The organism is Rhodanobacter sp. UC4448_H15, assembly GCF_052978265.1.
In genome coordinates this window covers 200,616-216,013 of the sequence record NZ_CM129665.1, presented here as the reverse complement: position 1 = coordinate 216,013, position 15,398 = coordinate 200,616, and the positions used below count along the sequence as shown (strand labels likewise).

13 protein-coding genes are annotated in these 15,398 nt (G+C 70.2%); 2 read left to right on the top strand and 11 right to left on the bottom strand.

Annotation, left to right across the window (positions count from 1 at the left end):
• Positions 1-10 precede the first annotated feature (10 nt).
• Both fabG and ACVCMI_RS00875 read left to right on the top strand, forming a co-directional pair.
• Entirely contained in the window at positions 11-748 is a 738-nt protein-coding gene (gene fabG / locus ACVCMI_RS00880; protein ID WP_447097794.1) for a 3-oxoacyl-ACP reductase FabG, read from the top strand.
• A 99-nt stretch (positions 749-847) separates the two neighbouring features.
• Positions 848-1,984 (top strand): GGDEF domain-containing protein, encoded by a 1,137-nt coding sequence (locus tag ACVCMI_RS00875; RefSeq protein ID WP_447097795.1) that lies wholly within the window; start codon positions 848-850, stop codon positions 1,982-1,984.
• 37 nt (positions 1,985-2,021) lie between these two features.
• On the opposite strand, the gene ilvA is transcribed toward ACVCMI_RS00875, so the two are convergent.
• From ilvA to ACVCMI_RS00820, 11 genes are all read right to left on the bottom strand, one after another.
• Entirely contained in the window at positions 2,022-3,575 is a 1,554-nt protein-coding gene (ilvA, locus tag ACVCMI_RS00870; RefSeq protein WP_447097796.1) for a threonine ammonia-lyase, biosynthetic, read from the bottom strand.
• On the bottom strand, positions 3,572-3,820 hold the full coding sequence (gene ilvN, locus ACVCMI_RS00865; protein ID WP_395120598.1) for an acetolactate synthase small subunit: 249 nt from the start codon (positions 3,818-3,820) through the stop codon (positions 3,572-3,574). Before ilvN ends, ilvA begins: the two co-directional genes overlap by 4 nt.
• A 64-nt stretch (positions 3,821-3,884) precedes the next feature.
• Positions 3,885-5,684, bottom strand: coding sequence for a biosynthetic-type acetolactate synthase large subunit (gene ilvB / locus ACVCMI_RS00860; protein ID WP_447099510.1), 1,800 nt, complete (start codon positions 5,682-5,684; stop codon positions 3,885-3,887).
• 112 nt (positions 5,685-5,796) lie between these two features.
• Complete coding sequence (locus tag ACVCMI_RS00855; RefSeq protein ID WP_395120596.1) at positions 5,797-6,138, bottom strand: hypothetical protein; 342 nt, start codon at positions 6,136-6,138, stop codon at positions 5,797-5,799.
• A gap of 68 nt (positions 6,139-6,206) precedes the next feature.
• Entirely contained in the window at positions 6,207-7,217 is a 1,011-nt protein-coding gene (ilvC, locus tag ACVCMI_RS00850; RefSeq protein ID WP_447097797.1) for a ketol-acid reductoisomerase, read from the bottom strand.
• Positions 7,214-8,926: a dihydroxy-acid dehydratase gene (gene ilvD / locus ACVCMI_RS00845; protein WP_447097798.1), complete on the bottom strand. Its 1,713-nt coding sequence runs from the start codon at positions 8,924-8,926 to the stop codon at positions 7,214-7,216. The genes ilvC and ilvD overlap by 4 nt, the downstream gene beginning before the upstream one ends.
• 324 nt (positions 8,927-9,250) lie before the next feature.
• On the bottom strand, positions 9,251-10,348 hold the full coding sequence (leuB, locus tag ACVCMI_RS00840) for a 3-isopropylmalate dehydrogenase (RefSeq protein WP_447097799.1): 1,098 nt from the start codon (positions 10,346-10,348) through the stop codon (positions 9,251-9,253).
• Positions 10,345-10,926, bottom strand: a complete 582-nt coding sequence (gene leuD / locus ACVCMI_RS00835) for a 3-isopropylmalate dehydratase small subunit (protein ID WP_447097800.1) — start codon at positions 10,924-10,926, stop codon at positions 10,345-10,347. The genes leuB and leuD overlap by 4 nt, the downstream gene beginning before the upstream one ends.
• Positions 10,927-11,065: 139 nt before the next feature.
• Entirely contained in the window at positions 11,066-12,478 is a 1,413-nt protein-coding gene (gene leuC / locus ACVCMI_RS00830; RefSeq protein ID WP_447097801.1) for a 3-isopropylmalate dehydratase large subunit, read from the bottom strand.
• A complete protein-coding gene (locus ACVCMI_RS00825) occupies positions 12,475-13,470 on the bottom strand; it encodes a branched-chain amino acid transaminase (RefSeq protein WP_447097802.1) in 996 nt (331 codons plus the stop codon). Before ACVCMI_RS00825 ends, leuC begins: the two co-directional genes overlap by 4 nt.
• Positions 13,467-15,089, bottom strand: coding sequence for a 2-isopropylmalate synthase (locus ACVCMI_RS00820; protein WP_447097803.1), 1,623 nt, complete (start codon positions 15,087-15,089; stop codon positions 13,467-13,469). Before ACVCMI_RS00820 ends, ACVCMI_RS00825 begins: the two co-directional genes overlap by 4 nt.
• Positions 15,090-15,398: the final 309 nt, after the last annotated feature.

Here is a 15,398-nt window from a genome sequence, read left to right as displayed (position 1 = left end):
GAGGTCGCCCATGCCCACTCCCACCTCCCTGCGACGCGCCCTGGTCACCGGTGGCAGCGGCGAGCTTGGCGGCGCCATCGCCCAGGCACTGGCCGGCGGCGGCTACCACGTGATCGTGCACGCGAACCGCAGCCTGCATCGCGCAGAGGCGGTGGTCGGCGAAATCGTCGCCGGCGGCGGCAGTGCACAGGCCACCGCCTTCGACGTGAGCGACGCCGAGGTCACCCGCGCGGCGCTGGACGTGCTGCTCGGCGAGGGCTGCATCCATGCGGTGGTCAACAACGCCGGCATCCACGACGACGCGCCGATGGCCGGGATGAGCTCCGAGCAATGGCACCGGGTGATCGACGTGAGCCTGCACGGCTTCTTCAATGTCACCCAGCCGCTGCTGCTGCCGATGGCGCGCGCGCGCTTCGGCCGCATCGTGTCGATCAGCTCGGTCGCGGCGCTGCTGGGCAACCGCGGGCAGACCAACTACGCCGCCGCCAAGGCTGCGCTGCATGGCGCCAGCAAATCGCTGGCGCGCGAAATGGCTTCGCGCGGGATCACCGTCAACGTGGTCGCGCCTGGCGTGATCGAGGGGCGCATGGCCGACGCCGCGTTCCCGCCCGAACGCATCCGCGAGCTGGTGCCGGCCCAGCGCGCCGGCACGCCGGAGGAAGTGGCGGCACTGGTGGCGTTCCTGTGCTCGGAGGCGGCCGGCTACATCAACGGCCAGGTGATCGGGGTAAACGGCGGGATGGCCTGATCCCGCGCTAAAGACTGCCCCCGCGGGGCCGATACCGACACTGGAGGGCCCAGTCGGGTCCCCGCAACCGAGTCCGGGCGCGTGGCGCCGGGAGTGTCCGTGATCGAGCACGAATTCATCGAGGAAGACAGCCTGGAGCTGGCCGACCCGTGCAGCGAGGTGCTGACGGCGCGGCCGGTGGCCGTCGAGGCGCCCGACGAATGGCGCGTGCTCGATTCGCTGGCGGCGCTCACCCATCACCGCGATCTCGACGCGCTGGACCACAGCCTGGTGCTGACCCTGGCCGAACTGACCGGTGCGCGCCGCGTGACCCTGGCCAAGTGCTTCCCCGAGGACAGCGCGCTGGAAAGCGTGGTGTGCTGCTCGCCCGACAGCGTCGGCGCGTACCAGGTGCATCCGCTGGAACCGGAATGCCTGGGTGCGGCGCTGGGCCCGATCCATCGCTGCCTGCAGGACATGCAGGCGCAGACCGAAACCCGCAACGGCCTGCATCGCCAGTTGGTGCCGATCGTGCGTGAAGGGCATGCGATCGGTGCGCTGCAACTGGACAGCGCGCTGGCGCCGCTGCGCAGCCGGTCGCTGATCGACGGCTTCGCGCGCATCTACGCCAACTACACCGCGCTGCTGCACGAGAGCGAGCACGACAAGCTGACCGGCCTGTACAACCGGCGCAGCCTGGAGCGCCAGCTGCAGCGGATGCTGCAACTGCGCGATACGCCGCTGCGGCCGTATCCGCTCGCCGTTCCGCCCGCGCAGGAGCAGCGCGCGGCGCCGGCCGGCGAGGCGGCGCAGGTGTGGCTGGCGATCGTGGACATCGACCATTTCAAGCACATCAACGACAATTTCGGCCACGTCTACGGCGACGAGGTGATCCTGCTGCTGGCACAGCAGATGCGCGCCTGCTTCCGTCGCGGCGACGTGCTGTTCCGCTTCGGCGGCGAGGAGTTCGTGGCCCTGTTCAGCGCCACCGACGAGGTCACCGTGCACGGCGTGCTGGAACGCTTCCGCGCGCACGTTGCCCGCTTCGCCTTCCCGCTGGTCGGTCACGTCACCATCAGCATCGGCTACTCGCGCATCGGCGCGCACGACTACCCCGCCGTGGCGCTCGACCGCGCCGACCAGGCGCTGTATTTCGTCAAGCAGCACGGCCGCGACGGCGTGCGCGGCTACGAGGAACTCGGCGCCTGCGGCGCACTCGGCCGTGGCCTCGCCGCGGGCAGCATCGACCTGTTCTAGCCGCCCATCCTTCGGCCGTCCGCAGGACGCTTCCCGCTCACGTGCGCAGCAGCAAGCGGTAGGCCGGGTGCGCGCTGTCGTCCACGTGCGGGTAGCCGAGCGTGGCGAGGAACCGCGCGAACAGGGCGTGTTCGGCGGCCGGCACCTGCAGGCCGACCAGGATGCGGCCGTGGTCGGCGCCGTGGTTGCGGTAGTGGAACAGGCTGATGTTCCAGTCCGGGTGCAGCTGGTCGAGGAAGTGCACCAGGGCGCCGGGGCGTTCGGGGAATTCGAAGCGGTACAGCAGTTCGTCGCGGGCCAGCGGCGAGCGGCCGCCGACCATGTGGCGCAGGTGCAGCTTGGCCAGTTCGTCGTCGGTGAGGTCGAGCACGGCGAAGTCCTGCGCATGGAAGGCGGCGACCAGCGCCTCGCGTTCGGCGCGGCTGGCGATCTGCACGCCGACGAAGATGTGTGCGCTGTGCGTGTCGCCGATGCGGTAGTTAAACTCGGTGATCTGGTGCCGGCCCAGCGTGGCGCAGAAGCGGCGGAAGCTGCCGCGCTCCTCCGGGATGGTCACCGCGAACACCGCCTCGCGCTGCTCGCCCAGCTCGGCGCGCTCGGCGACGAAGCGCAGGCGGTCGAAGTTCATGTTGGCGCCGGAGACGATCGCCACCAGCGTGCCGTCGTCGCCGGGGTGCGCGGCGGCGTACTGCTTCAGCCCGGCCAGGGCGAGTGCGCCGGCGGGCTCGGGCACGCTGCGGGTGTCGTGGTAGATGTCGCGGATCGCCGCGCAGATCGCGTCGGCATCCACCCGCAGCATGGCATCGACGTGCTGCCGGCACAGCGCAAAGGTCAGCGCGCCGACCTGCTTCACCGCGGTGCCGTCGGCGAACAGGCCCACCTCGTCCAGCACCACGCGCTCGCCGCGCTCCAGCGAGCGCGCCATCGCGTCCGAATCCGCCGCCTGCACGCCGATCACCTGCACCGCAGGCCGCAGCGCCTTGATGCACGCGGCCACGCCGGCGAGCAGGCCGCCGCCGCCGACCGGCACGAACACCGCCTGCAGCGGGCCGGGGTGCTGGCGCAGGATCTCCAGCGCGATGGTGCCCTGGCCGGCGATCACCGCCGGGTCGTCGAACGGATGCACGAACACCGCAGCGCGCTCGGCTTGCAGTTGCGCGGCGGCGGCCTGAGCCTCGCTGTAGGAGTCGCCGGCCAGCAGCACCTCGACCATCGCGCCGCCGAAGCGGCGCACCGCATCCACCTTCACCTGCGGCGCGGTCACCGGCATCACGATGGTGGCTCGGATACCCAGCTTCGCCGCGGCCAGCGCCACGCCTTGCGCGTGGTTGCCGGCCGAGGCGGCGATCACGCCACGCGCGCGCTGTGCCGCATCCAGCTGCACCATGCGGTTGTACGCGCCGCGCAGCTTGAACGAGAACACGCTCTGCTGGTCCTCGCGCTTGAGCAGTACGCGCCGGCCAAGCCGTGCGCCGAGCAACGGCGCCTCGTCCAGCGCCGATTCGCGCGCCACGTCATGCACGCGGGCGCCGAGGATCTGCGCGAGCAGGGCGTCGTCGCCGTCGAGCGGCAGTGGCGCGGCTGCATTCACGCGGCGAGCGCGGCGGCCGGGTGCGCCACCTGCAGCACGTCCACCAGCTTGCGCGTCTGCTGCATGATCCGGCCCAGCCCGGCCTCGTCGCATTGCACGGTGAGGACCAGCCGCGACACCGACGGGTCGTGCGTGGGGCCGACGGTCAGCGTGTCGATGTTGTAGCCGCGCGCGGCAAACAGCCCGGCCACGCGCACCAGCGCGCCGGCTTCGTTCTGCAGCAGGATGGACAGGGTGTGGTTCATGGCGATGCTCCGTGGGTGGTCCCTTTCCCTGCGGTCTCCGGAGGGAGAAGGGAAAATCAAAAGCTCAGAACATGTGCGACGTCGCGCCTTCGTCCACGGCTGCCGCCTTGCGCGAGGCGATGAAATCGCCGGTAATCATCTGCGCGTAGCTGGCGCCGGGGCCGACCATCGGGTACACGCCGGCGTCCGGGTCGATCACCACTTCGAGGAAGGCCGGGCCGGCGAAGGCGAGGAAATCGGCGACGGTCGCCTCCAGCGCAGCCGGCTGGTCGAGTCGTCGCGCCCAAGCGAATCCGTCGGCCTGCGCGGCGAGCACGAAATCCTTCTTGTGCAGGCTCTTGTCGGAGCCGGCAAAGCGACCCTTGAAATACAGCCGCTGCCACTGCCGCACCATGCCGTCGCCGCTGTTGTTGAGCACCACGACCTTCAGCGGCAGGCCGTAGGTGGTGACGGTTTCCAGCTCGCCGATGTTCATGCGGATGCTGGCGTCGCCGTCGATGTCGATCACGAGCTTGCCCGGGTGCGCGAACTGCGCGCCGATCGCCGCGGGCAGGCCGAAGCCCATCGTGCCCATCGAGCCGGAGGTGAGCCAATGCCGTGGCGCGCGGAAATCGAAGTACTGCGCCGCCCACATCTGGTGCTGGCCGACGCCGGTGCTGATGATCGCGCGGCCCTGCGTGTGGCGGTTGAGCGCCTCGATCACCGCATATGGCTGGATCAGCGCGCTGGCGCGGTCGTAGTCCATGGCGTGCGTGCGCTTGAGCCCGGCCACGTGCGCATGCCACGCGGAGAGCTGCGGCGCGATGGCGTGCGCGCGGCCGTACGCGGTGAGCCGTTCCAGCGCGCGCGTGAGCGGGCCGACGTGGTGCCAGTCCACGCGCTTGACCTTGCCGATCTCGGCCGGGTCGATGTCGATCTGCGCGATGAACTTCGCGCCCGGCGCGAACCTGTCCGGCACGCCGGCCACGCGATCGTCGAAGCGCGCGCCCAACGCCAGCACGAAGTCGCAGTCTTCCACCGCGTAGTTCGCATAGGCGGTGCCGTGCATGCCGAGCATGTGCAGCGCGCGCGGGTCGGCGGTGTCGAACGCGCCCAGGCCCATCAAGGTGGTGGTGACCGGCAGCCCGAAGGCGTCGACGAAGTCGCGCAGCGCCGTGCTGGCCTCCGCCGCGATCACGCCGCCGCCGGCGTAGATCAGCGGTCGCCGCGCCTGAGCCAGCGCGGCAAAGAACGCCGCGCAGTCCGTGTCGGAGAGGCTGGCCTGCTCCACCGTGCGCAGCCGCGAGCGATAGCCGCCGAGCAGCAGTTCGCCGCTGCCGTGCCAGTCGATCGCGGCGTTCTGCACGTCCTTGGGCACGTCCACCACCACCGGGCCGGGGCGGCCGCTGCGCGCCAGGGTGAACGCGGTGCGCACGGTCGCCTCCAGCTGCGCCGCATCGGTGACCAGGAACACGTGCTTGGCGCAGGCGCCCATGATGTTGCTGACCGGCGCCTCCTGGAACGCGTCGCTGCCGATCGAGGCGGTGCCGACCTGGCCGCAGATCACCACCAGCGGAATCGAGTCGGCCATCGAGTCGCGCACCGGCGTGACCATGTTGGTCGCACCCGGGCCGGAGGTGACGATGGCCACGCCGACCTTGCCCGAGGCGCGCGCGTAGCCGGCCGCCATGAACCCGGCGCCCTGCTCGTTGGCCGGCACCACCAGCGGCATCGACTCGCCGCCGTCTTCGCGGGGGTGCAAGGCGTTGTGGCGGAACACCGCGTCGTACACCGGCAGGATCGCGCCGCCGGAGTAGCCGAAGATCACCTCCACGCCCTCGTCGGCGAGCACCTGCACGATCGCCTCGGCGCCGCTGGCCGGCACCGCGACGGGTGAGGGATGGGCGACGGCGACGGCCGCGCTGGCGGGTGGGGAAGAGGTGGTCACGATGACTCCTGGCGATGCCGGTCGGGCCGGCGGGTCGAAGAGGTGCGGCTCAGTTGCGGATCAGTTCTTCCGCGGCGCCCTGGTGCACGGGCACGCCGTAGGTCGAGATGATCCGCAGCTCCTGCGCCACGGCGGAGAAGTTCTCCCACGCGATGCCGTTGACGTCGGCCTCGCAGGTGAAGCCGCGCGCGTCGTCGTCCTCGAAACCCACGTGGCGCAACTGTCCGGCGTGCGCGGGTTCGCGGCTGATCGAGAAGTTGAGCTGGTCGGTACGCCACAGGGCGTAGCTGCCGGGCACCAGCGCGTGCGGCGGCTGGCCCAGGCGGGCGCTGTAATCGGCGACGGAGGCGTCCAGGTCGGCAACGGCCAGGGCGATGTGGAAGCGTTTCATGGCAAACCTCGTGATGTCGGGACAAGTCATTCGGGTCGCCGGCGAAGCGCCGGCCGACCCGCGGGGATTCAACCGGCTTTCTTCAGCGGCTCGACGACGGTCTTCGGTGCGCTTGGCTGCAGCCACGGCATCTGTGCCCGCAGCTTCGCGCCGACCTGCTCGATCGGATGCGCGAGGTCGGCCTGCTTGAGCCGGTTGTAGTTCGGCAGGCCGGCGGCGTATTCGGCCGTCCAGTTGCGCGCGAAGGTGCCGTCCTGGATGTCGGCGAGCACTTCCTTCATGCGCGCCTTCACGCCGGCGTCGACCACCCGCGGGCCGCTGACGTAGTCGCCGTACTGCGCGGTCTCGGAGACGAACTGCAGCATCTTGGCCAGGCCGCCCTCGTAGAACAGGTCGACGATCAGCTTCAGCTCGTGCATCACCTCGTAATAGGCGATCTCCGGCTGGTAGCCGGCTTCCACCAGGGTCTCGAAACCCTTGGTCACCAGCTCGCTGGCGCCGCCGCAGAGCACCGCCTGCTCGCCGAACAGGTCGGTCTCGGTCTCTTCCTTGAAGTCGGTCTTGATGAGCATCGCGCGGCCGCCGCCGATGCCGTCGGCGTAGCCCCGGGTCTTCGCCTCGGCCTGGCCGCTGACGTCCTGGTGCACCGCCCAGATGCACGGCACGCCGCGGCCGCGCTCGTACTCGCTGCGCACCAGCGCGCCGGGGCCCTTGGGTGCGACCAGGATCACGTCGACGTCGGCGCGCGGCACGATCTGCCCGAAATGCACGTTGAAACCGTGCGCGAACAAGAGCGCGGCGCCGGGCTTGAGGTTCGGCTCGATCGCTTCCTTGTACAGCGCGGGCTGCACCATGTCGGGCGTGAGCACGGCGACCAGGTCGGCGCCCTTCACGGCTTCGGCCGGCTCGGCCACCTTGAAGCCGTCGGCCTTGGCCTTGTGCCAGGTCGGGCCGTTCGGGCGCAGGCCGACCACCACGTCGAGGCCGGAATCGCGCAGGTTCAGCGCGTGCGCGCGGCCCTGGCTGCCGTAGCCGAGCACGGCGATGCGGGATGAGGCGAGGGTGTTGGGGCTGCTCATGCGGTGACTCCCTGGTTGGATGCGATGGTGGTGTGCGGTGCGGGTGAGGCGGGTTGCGTGGTGGCGCCATCGGAGGCAGAGCCCACCAGCAGGGCGAACTTGGCGAGCACGCCGCGGCTGACTTTCGGTGCCGGTGGCTGCCACCGCGCACGGCGCGCGGCGAGGTCGGCGTCGGTGGAAATTTCGCGGGCGAGCGCGTCGATGCGGATGCGGTCGCCGTCGGCCAGCAGCGCGATCGGCCCGCCGCGTGCCGCCTCCGGCGCCATGTGGCCGACCATGAAGCCGTGGGTGGCGCCGGAGAAGCGGCCGTCGGTGATCAGCGCCACGTCGTCGCCGAGACCGCGGCCGATCAGCGCGGCGGTGACGCCCAGCATCTCGCGCATGCCAGGTCCGCCGGCGGGGCCTTCGTTGCGGATCACCACCACGTCGCCCTTCGCGATGCGGCCTTCCTGCACGGCGGCGAAGGCAGCCTCCTCGCTCTCGAACACGCGTGCGCTGCCCTCGAAGCGGGTGCCGCCGTGGCCGGGGCCGTGCTTGCCGGGGATCTTCAGGATGCAGCCGTCCGGCGCGAGGTTGCCGTACAGGATGGAGTAGCCGCCGTGCGGTTTCAGCGGCGCACTCACGGGCGCGATCACCGGTTGGTCGGCGAAGCGTGGCGCGGCGGCGGCCTCCGCGAACAGGCTGCGGCCGGTGACGGTGGGCGCGTCGATCAGCATGCCGGCTTCGATCAGCTCCTGCGCCACGCGCGCGGCGCCGCCGGCGTCGAACATCTCCACCGCGGTGTAGCGGCCGGAGGGCAGCAGGTCGGCGATCACCGGGGTGGCCTCGGTGGCCGGCTGGAAATCCTCCAGCGACCAGTCCACGCCGGCCTCGCGGGCGATCGCGAGCAGGTGCAGCACCGCGTTGGTGGAGCCGGCGGTGGCCGCGACCATGCGCGCGGCGTTGTGCATCGCGGTGCGGCTGATCAGGGCACGCGGCGTGCGGCTCTCGCGCAGGCAGTCCATCACCAGCTCGCCGCAGCGGCGCGCGGCGGCGAGCTTGTCCGGGTGGGTGGCGGGGATGTCGTTCAGTCCCATCGGCGACAGCCCCAGCGTGGTCAGCACCATCGCCATGGTGTTGGCGGTGAACTGGCCGCCGCAGGCGCCGGCGCCGCCGCAGGCGTCGCATTCCACCGCGTGCAGTTCCGCGTCGTCGATCTTGCCTGCGCCGTGCGCGCCCACCGCCTCGAACACCTGCTGGATGGTGATCGGCCGGTTCTTGTGCAGGCCATGCGCGATGGTGCCGCCATAGAGCGCGACGGCCGGGATGTCCAGCCGCGCCATTGCCATCGCGGCAGCGGGGATGGTCTTGTCGCAGCCGCACAGCACCACCATGGCGTCGCACAGGTGGCCTTCCACCGCCGCCTCGATCGAGTCGGTGATGACCTCGCGGCTGACCAGCGAATAGCGCATGCCCGGCGTGCCCATGGCGATGCCGTCGGTGACTGCGATGGTGTTGAACTCCACCGGCGTGCCGCCGGCAGCGCGCACGCCTTCCATCGCTGCCTGCGCGAGATCGCGCAGGTTGAGGTTGCACGGCGAGACGTCCGACCAGGTGTGCACCACCGCCACCAGCGGCTTCTTCAGCGCGGCGTCGTCCAGGCCGGTGGCGCGCAACATGGCACGGGCGGGCGCGCGATCGGGGCCGCTCTTGATCAGGTCACTGCGCATGAAGAAAGCTCCGAAGGACTAACTCCCTTGACGGGGAGACAAATCGGCAGGAAGGCCGATTTGCACGGCGCCAGCCGCCCGCAGGGTGAGGGCCAGGGATGGCCCGAATGAAGGGGCCCCGAAGGGGCGGATGAGGGGTGGGTGCTCGCCATGAAGTCGATTGGCAGCGAATGGAAAAGCGCCCCCTGCGCGCGAGGGAGGTCGACGGAATGGCGAGGGAGTCGGCGCCATCGCGGCGTGCAGGAGCCATCCATGTCGCATGCGCGCAGGGGGCGGCAGAAAATGCGGGCACGTCCGTGTGCCCGCCGGGGAAAGCTGGCCGGATCAGCCGCATGCGCGTGCTCCGGCAAAGAACACGGCGGCGCTGCCGGCGTGCTCGTCGATCGCGGCGATCACTGCATCGCGCACCTCGTCGGTGCCGGCGCTGCCGCCGATGTCGCGACTGTGCGGGCCGTGGCGCAGCACCTGCTCGACCGCCGATTCGATCGCCGCCGCTTCGGCTTCCAGGCCCAGCGAATGGCGCAGCAGCAGCGCGGCGGAAAGGATCGCGCCGACCGGATTGGCCACGCCTTGTCCGGCGATGTCCGGCGCCGAACCGTGGATCGGTTCGTACAGTCCACGGCGACCGTCGCCCAGCGACGCCGACGGCAGCAGGCCGAGCGAGCCGGCCAGCGCGGCGGCCTCGTCGGTGAGGATGTCGCCGAACAGGTTCTCGGTGACCACCACGTCGTAGCGGTTCGGCTGGGTCAGCAGCAGCATCGCCATCGAGTCGACCAGCTGGTGTTCGAGCTTCACGTCGGGGTAGTCGGCGGCGATGCGCTGCACCGTGCTGCGCCACAGCCGCGAGGTTTCCAGCACGTTCGCCTTGTCGACCGAGGTGACATGGCGGCGGCGCCCGCGCGCCAGCTCGAACGCGCGGCGCACCACGCGCTCGATCTCGGCTACGGTGTACCTGCACTCGTCGGTGGCGGCGTCGGCGCTGCGCGTCTTCGCGCCGAAATAGGCGCCGCCGGTGAGCTCGCGCACGAACAGCACGTCGACGTGCTTCAGCTTGTCGTTCTTCAGCGGCGACAGGTTGGCCAGCGCCGGATGCACCTGCAGCGGGCGCAGGTTGGCGTACACGCCGAGCGCGGCGCGCAGCGCCAGCAGGCCCTGTTCGGGCCGCACCGGTGCGTTCGGATCGGACCACTTCGGACCGCCGACGGCACCCAGCAGCACCGCATCGGCGGACCGGCACGCCGCCAGCGAAGCGGCCGGCAGCGGTTCGCCGGTGGCATCGATCGCGATGCCGCCGATCAGCTGTTCATCGAACGCGAACACGTGCTCATGGCGCGCGGCCACGGTCTTCAATACGGCCACCGCGGCGGCGGTGACCTCGGGGCCGACGCCATCGCCGGGCAGAGTGACGATGCGTGCCTTCATGCCGCTTGCTCCTGTTGTTCGTACCGATGGATGGCCTCACCCTGCTGCAGCAGGTAGCCGAGCTGGTCGACGCCGTTGAGCAGGCAGTGCCGCGCGAACGGTTCCAGACGGAACGGGATGCGGCCGCCGTCGGGCAGCGCGATGTACTGCTCGCGCACGTCGATCGCCAGCTCGATGCCGGGGTGCTTGAGCAGCCAGCGGTGTTCCAGTTCGTCGATGACGATCGCCAGCAGGCCGTTCTTCAGCGCGTTGCCGCGGAAGATGTCCGCGATCTCGCTGCACAGCACCGCCTGGATGCCGTAATCCAGCAGCGCCCACGGCGCGTGCTCGCGCGAGGAGCCGCAGCCGAAGTTGCGCCCGGCGACGAGGATCGAGCAGCCGCGCGCTTCCGGCCGGTTCAGCGGGAACGCCGGGTTGTCGCTGCCGTCGGCCTGGTAGCGCCAGTCGTGGAAGCACAGCTGGCCCAGCCCCTCGCGCGTGGTGGTGGTGAGGAAGCGTGCCGGGATGATGCGGTCGGTGTCGATGTTCTCGTCGGCCAGCACGGCGGTGCGGGAGTGGAGGCGGGTGATGGGATTCATGGCTGGCTCGTTTGAAAAGTGAGTGGAGAGGAGTGAGAAGTGAGAGAAGGGCGGAGAGCGGGTGCGTGCAAAGAGAAATCGCCGGTATGCGGCTCGTGCTCTCTCTCACTCCTCACTCCTCTACCCTCGCTCCTGCCTCTCATGCCGCCACTTCCACCAGGTACTCGCGCGGATCGGCGATGCGCCCGGCGATCGCCGATGCGGCGGCGGTGGCCGGGCTGGCCAGCACGGTGCGTGCGCCCTTGCCCTGGCGGCCTTCGAAGTTGCGGTTGGAGGTGCTCACCACCAGCTGGCCCGGCTGCGCCAGGTCGCCGTTCATCGCGATGCACATCGAGCAGCCGGGCACGCGCCACTCGGCGCCGGCGGCGGTGAACACGTGGTGCAGGCCTTCGCGCTCGGCGTCGCGGCGCACCGCCTCGGAACCGGGCACCACCAGCATGCGTACACCTTGCGCGATGCGTCGGCCATGCAGCACGCGCGCCGCTTCGCGCAGGTCGGACAGGCGCGAGTTGGTGCAGCTGCCGACGAACACGACGTCGACCGGCGTGCCCTGCATCGGCTGGCCGGGCGTGCTTTGCATGTAGTCGAGCGCGCGGCGTTCCTGCGCATTGTTCGCCGCCGGTACCGGCGCGTCCATCGCGATCGCCATGCCCGGATGGGTGCCGTAGGTGACGGTGGGTTTCACCGCGCCGGCGTCGATGCGCACCTCGCGGTCGTATCGCGCGCCGTCGTCGCTGCGCAATGCGCGCCACCTCGTCACCGCCGCGTCCCACGCCGCGCCCTGCGGCACGCGCGGGCGATCCTTCAGCCAGGCGAACGTGGTCTCGTCCGGCGCGATCAGCCCGGCGCGCGCGCCGGCCTCGATCGACATGTTGCAGACGGTCATGCGCTCGTCCATCGACAGCGCCTCGATCGCCGCGCCGCGATACTCCAGCACGTAACCGGTGCCGCCATCGACACCGATCGTGCCGATGATGTGCAGGATCAAATCCTTCGCGCCCACGCCCGGCGGCAACTGGCCGTCCACGTGGATTGCCATGGTCTTCGGCCTGCGCTGCAGCAGGCACTGCGTGGCCATCACGTGGCCGACCTCGGTGGTGCCGATGCCGAACGCCAGCGCGCCGAACGCGCCGTGGGTGGAGGTGTGGCTGTCGCCGCAGACAATGGTCATGCCGGGCTGGGTCGCGCCCAGCTCGGGGCCGATCACGTGCACGATGCCGCGGTCGGCGCTGTCCCAGCCGTGCAGTTCGACGCCGAACTCGCGGCAGTTCGCTTCCAGCTGCGCGACCTGTGCCTGCGCCTCGGCGTTCGCATACGGGCGGCTGCCGTCGGCATTCGTCGGCAGGGTCGGCGTGGAATGATCCAGCGTGGCCAGCATGCGGTCGGGCCGGCGCAGTTTCAGCCCGCGCTCGCGCAGTTCGCTGAACGCCTGCGGCGAGGTCACCTCGTGCACCAGGTGCAGGTCGACGTAGATCACCGCCGGCGTGTCGGCGGTTTCGGCGACGACGACGTGGGCGTCCCAGACTTTCTCGAAGAGGGTCCGTGAGGTCATGCCGCGACCTCCGTCACTTCGTGCGCTCGTCCCTGAGCGCGATCACCAGCTGGTGCTGAGCCACAATCAGGGACGACTGCATTGACCACACTCAACCAGCCGTAGCGATCCTCGGTGCGGCCGTCGAACAGGCCGAAGAACGCCTGCTGCAACGCCTTCGTGATCGGCCCCGGCGCGCCCGCGCCGATGGCCTTGCGGTCGACCGAGCGCACCGGGGTGATCTCGGCGGCGGTGCCGGTCATGAACACTTCGTCGGCGGAGTACAGCGCCTCGCGCGGCAGCTCGCGCTCTTCGACCGAGATGCCGAGATCGGCAGCCAGGGTGAGTACCGCGTCGCGCGTGATGCCGGCCAGGATGCCGGCGCTGGACGGCGGGGTGAGCAGCTTGCCGCGCTTCACCAGGAACAGATTCTCGCCGGCGCCTTCGCTGAGCAGGCCGTTGTGGCCCAGAGCGATGCCCTCGTCGTAGCCGTTGCGGCGTGCCTCCAGCCCGATCAGCTGGCTCGACAGGTAATTGCCGCCGGCCTTGGCCCAGCTCGGCAGGGTGTTCGGCGCGGGACGGTTCCACGACGACACGCAGACATCGGCGCCGCGCTCGGCCGCCTCGCCCAGGTACGCGCCCCAGTTCAGCGCGATGATCGCCACCTCCACCGGCGCGCCATCCCTTGCCAGCACACCCAACCCGCCGGCGCCGCGGAACACGATCGGCCGCACGTAGGCCGACGGAATCGCGTTGGCGCGGATCAGTTCCAGGCACGCGTCGTTGATCTCGTCTTCGCTGTAGCCCACCTCGATCTCGTAGACGCGCGCCGACTCGAACAGCCGGCGGGTGTGCTCGGCCAGGCGAAAATAGGCTGGCCCGCGCGGCGTGGCGTACACGCGCTCGCCCTCGAACACCGACGAGCCGTAGTGCAGTGCGTGCGTGCTGACATGGACGTTGGCATCGGCCCACGGCTTGATCCGGCCGTTGTGCCAGACGAAGGGCGTACTCATGCGGTGGCTCCCAGGGCTTTGGTGTTGCGTGGGGTTGGGGATGCGGTCGCTGGCGTGACCGGCGCGTGTCGTTCGATGCGATTGACGATGGCCAGCGCGGCCTGCGCGGTGGCTTCGACGATGTCGGTGCTGACGCCGTCGCCGTTCCAGTCGCGGCCGGCATGGCGGGCGACCAGCCGAGCCTGGCCCTGGGCATCGCCGCCCTCGCTGACCGCGCGCACCTGGAAATCCGTCAGCCGCAGGTCGCTGTCGGTGGCGCGTTCGATGGCGCGCAGCACCGCGTCGACCGGGCCGTCGCCGATCGCCGCTTCGGCGGCTTCACGGCCATCGTCGTGGCGCAGTTTCACCGCCGCCGAGGCGCCGGCACCCAGGTGCGTGCTGGTGTCCAGACGCAGCAGCCGCCACGGACCCAGCGCGTCGGGGTCCTGGCCCAGCGCCAGCGCTTCCAGATCCTCGTCGTGCACCTCGCGCTTCTTGTCGGCCAGCGTCTTGAAGCGCGCGAAGATCGCGTCCAGCGCTGCTTCTTCCGGCGCGTGGCCCAGCGCCTGCAACCGCTGGCGCAGCGCGGCGCGACCGGAGTGCTTGCCCAGCACCAGCTTGGTCTCGGCCAGGCCCACGTCCTGCGGGCGCATGATTTCGTAGGTGCCGCGATGCTTGAGCATGCCGTGCTGGTGGATGCCCGACTCGTGCGCGAAGGCGTTCGCGCCGACGATTGCCTTGTTGCGCTGCACCTGCTGGCCGGTGAGTTGCGACAGCAGGCGCGAGGCGGGATGCAGCTTGCGCGTATCGATGCGGGTATCCGCGCCGAAGTACGCGCCGCGCACCTTCAACGCCATCACGATCTCCTCCAGCGCGGCGTTGCCGGCGCGCTCGCCGATGCCGTTGACGGTGCATTCCACCTGGCGCGCGCCGGCCTCCACCGCGGCCAGGCTGTTGGCCACCGCCATGCCGAGGTCGTTGTGGCAATGGCTGGAGAACACCACGCGTTCGGCGCCGGCGACGTGGGCACGCAGCCAGGCGAAACGTTCGGCGATCTCGGCCGGCGTCATGTAGCCGACCGTGTCCGGTGCATTGAGCGTGCTGGCGCCGGCTGCAACGGCGGCGGCGAATATCTCGGCGAGGAACTCCGGCTCGGTGCGCATCGCGTCCTCGGCGGAGAACTCCACTTCGTGGCAGCGTTCGCGCGCCTGTTCCACCGCGGCAACCGCGGCATCCAGCACCTGCGCCTTGCTCATGCCCAGCTTGTGCTCGCGATGCAGCGCGCTGGTGGAGATGAACACGTGGATGCGCGAACGCTGTGCCCGCTCCAGCGCGCGGGCGGCGCTGTCGACGTCGCCGGACTGGCAGCGCGCCAGCGCGCACACGGTGGTGGATTTCAGCGACTCGGCGATCTGCGCCACCGCGGCGAAATCATCCGGCGAGGCCTGCGGAAAACCCGCCTCGAGCACGTCCACGCCGAGCGATTCGAGCATCTGCGCCATGCGCAGCTTGGCGCGCCGGTCCATCGAGAAACCGGGCGTCTGCTCGCCGTCGCGCAAGGTGGTGTCGAAGATGCGCACGCGGTCGGCGGCCACGTCGTCGTCGCCGGCGGGTGCGTTGTGCTGGTCGGGGTTTTTCATCATGGCTCCGCTGTGTGGGCGTCGCCGAAGGCACAAAAAAACCCCGCATCCGTTACCGGGTGCGGGGTTCTTTGGGTGTTTTCAGGTTTTTCTAGCTACCTGGACACATGCCCTCAGCCCGCACCTCCGTTGGTAATAAGGAGTACGAGTACGAGGGTAATAATGAGCGTGCCGCGAGCCTGCAGCAGGCCGTCAACCGTCGCGAGACGGTTCATTTCGGCGGTGCGGCAGTGGCTGCTGCGTTGCGACATGAAACCGACCGTAAGCGATGCCGGCGAGCCTGTCAACAAAAATCTTCATGACGAAATC

Excerpts from the sequence above, each read along its gene's own strand:
- fabG (WP_447097794.1), top strand. The coding sequence starts at position 11 with ATGCCCACTCCCACCTCCCTGCGACGCGCCCTGGTCACCGGTGGCAGC.
- ilvN (WP_395120598.1), bottom strand. The coding sequence starts at position 3,820 with ATGAACCACACCCTGTCCATCCTGCTGCAGAACGAAGCCGGCGCGCTG.
- ACVCMI_RS00855 (WP_395120596.1), bottom strand. The coding sequence starts at position 6,138 with ATGAAACGCTTCCACATCGCCCTGGCCGTTGCCGACCTGGACGCCTCC.
- ilvC (WP_447097797.1), bottom strand. The coding sequence starts at position 7,217 with ATGAGCAGCCCCAACACCCTCGCCTCATCCCGCATCGCCGTGCTCGGC.
- ilvD (WP_447097798.1), bottom strand. The coding sequence starts at position 8,926 with ATGCGCAGTGACCTGATCAAGAGCGGCCCCGATCGCGCGCCCGCCCGT.
- leuB (WP_447097799.1), bottom strand. The coding sequence starts at position 10,348 with ATGAAGGCACGCATCGTCACTCTGCCCGGCGATGGCGTCGGCCCCGAG.
- leuD (WP_447097800.1), bottom strand. The coding sequence starts at position 10,926 with ATGAATCCCATCACCCGCCTCCACTCCCGCACCGCCGTGCTGGCCGAC.
- leuC (WP_447097801.1), bottom strand. The coding sequence starts at position 12,478 with ATGACCTCACGGACCCTCTTCGAGAAAGTCTGGGACGCCCACGTCGTC.
- ACVCMI_RS00825 (WP_447097802.1), bottom strand. The coding sequence starts at position 13,470 with ATGAGTACGCCCTTCGTCTGGCACAACGGCCGGATCAAGCCGTGGGCC.
- ACVCMI_RS00820 (WP_447097803.1), bottom strand. The coding sequence starts at position 15,089 with ATGAAAAACCCCGACCAGCACAACGCACCCGCCGGCGACGACGACGTG.